This is a genomic window from Kitasatospora sp. NPDC088861 (assembly GCF_044750105.1).
Classification (GTDB): Bacteria; Actinomycetota; Actinomycetes; order Streptomycetales; family Streptomycetaceae; genus Kitasatospora.
Genome location: NZ_JBIVJF010000045.1, coordinates 1 through 1,622, shown reverse-complemented (window position 1 = coordinate 1,622; position 1,622 = coordinate 1). Strand labels below are relative to the sequence as shown.

Here is a 1,622-nt window from a genome sequence, read left to right as displayed (position 1 = left end):
CGCCCCCCGCCCCCCCCCCCGCCCCCGCGGGGGGGGGGGGGGCGGGCGCCGCGGGGGGGGGGGGGGGGGGGGCGCCCGCCCCCCGGGGGGGGGGGGGGGGCGCCCCCGCCGCCCCCCCCCCACGGCCGTTTGGGGGGCCGCCGCGGCTATATGATCACGCGGCCGAGATCACGTCACGGGGGAGCACGAGAACAGCGATGGCCGGGCAGGCAGTACTCGCACCGCCGAGGGAACTCCGCACCTGGTTCGGCCGTCGCTCGGTGCGGATGACCGGATCCGCGCTGGTGTGGCAGGAGGAACCGGAGGCCTTCCACATCCCCTACGGCCGGATCCACCGGGTGCACGCCGTCCCCGGCCGGGGCGTGCTCTGGGACCTGTGCGTCGAGGTCGACCCGCCGGGGCGCGGCGAGCGCTCCGAGTTCCGCCTGGGCACGACCGACGCCAAGGCCCAGGCGTTCGCCGACGCCATCAACGCGCAACGGCTGAAACGGCTCGCCGAGGCTCCGGCCGACCCGGCGCGGATCCGCGTCGAACCGTTCCGGCGGCCCAGGCCGCTGCGGCCCGCCGGCTGGCAGCTCGGCCTCCTCGCCCTGTTCGCCGGCTGCCTCACCGAGTCCGTCGCCCTGGCCCTGCTCGGCCACCCGGTGCGGGCCGGGTTCGTCTGGGCCGGCTTCGCCGCCTGGTGGGTGAGCGCCGCCTGGGCGGCGAACCTGCCCTGGCAGCTGCGGTACTGGCGCCAGCAGCAGGCACTGGGCGAGCTCCGCCCGGCGGAGTTCACCGGCTCCTACCTCGGGGAGTACAGGGTGCACGACGTCCACGGCCACTCCCGCAGCACCCGGCGCACGCTCCGGTACACCTACCGGGTGACCGACCAGCTCGGCACGGCGCAGCGGCACGAGTGCAGCGCCGCCGACGTGGGGGACGTGGCGCGGCCCCGCACGGTCCTGGTGGTGCCCGGCCGCCTGTCGGCGGACACGCCGGGCGGGCTCGCCGGCCACCTGGTGTGGATGGGCGTCACCGGCCTGCCGACCCTGGTCGCGGGCCTGGTCGGCCTGGTCCTCGTCCCGGGCCTGCTGCTGCCCTGAGCCGCCGACGGCTCACCGGTGCCGACCACCCCGCTCACCCGGATGCGCGTCCGGCCTGGACTCCGGGTCCGCCTCCCGCCCCACCCGACGCGCACCCTTCCGTTTGCGGTGGCCCGGGCCGGGGTGTGGGGGCGGTGTGCCGGCGCTGGAGATCCACTGGAGGCCGCCTCAAGGCGGGTGGTTCGTGGCGGGTTGGGTGTGTTCTGGTGGATGGCGAAGCAGACCCGCCCCGGGTCCTGTCCGGCCGGACAGGACCCGGGGCGGGGCACACCGGGGGACGGTAGACGCTCGCGCATGGATGTGAGTGTGGAGGCTATGGTTCGCCGGCCCGGAGTGGATTTGACTGGTGGACATGAGGACGGACGCGCGGGGTTCGCAGAACCGCCCGGGTCCGCTGGTTTCGTCGACTTCTTCTCCGAATGGGGTGGCTGCTGTGGTTGCCAAGGGTGTTGTGGATCTTCCGGTCGGTGCTGGTGTGGTGCTGGTGGTGGGTGGGACGGGTAAGACCGGTCGGCGGGTGGCGGATCGGTTGGCGGG

General features: G+C 75.6%; 1 protein-coding gene. It reads left to right on the top strand.

The genetic code is table 11. The features are described 5' to 3' along the window. Positions 1-197: 197 nt before the first annotated feature. Complete coding sequence (locus ACIP37_RS36140; protein WP_400845284.1) at positions 198-1,085, top strand: hypothetical protein; 888 nt, start codon at positions 198-200, stop codon at positions 1,083-1,085. Positions 1,086-1,622 lie beyond the last annotated feature (537 nt).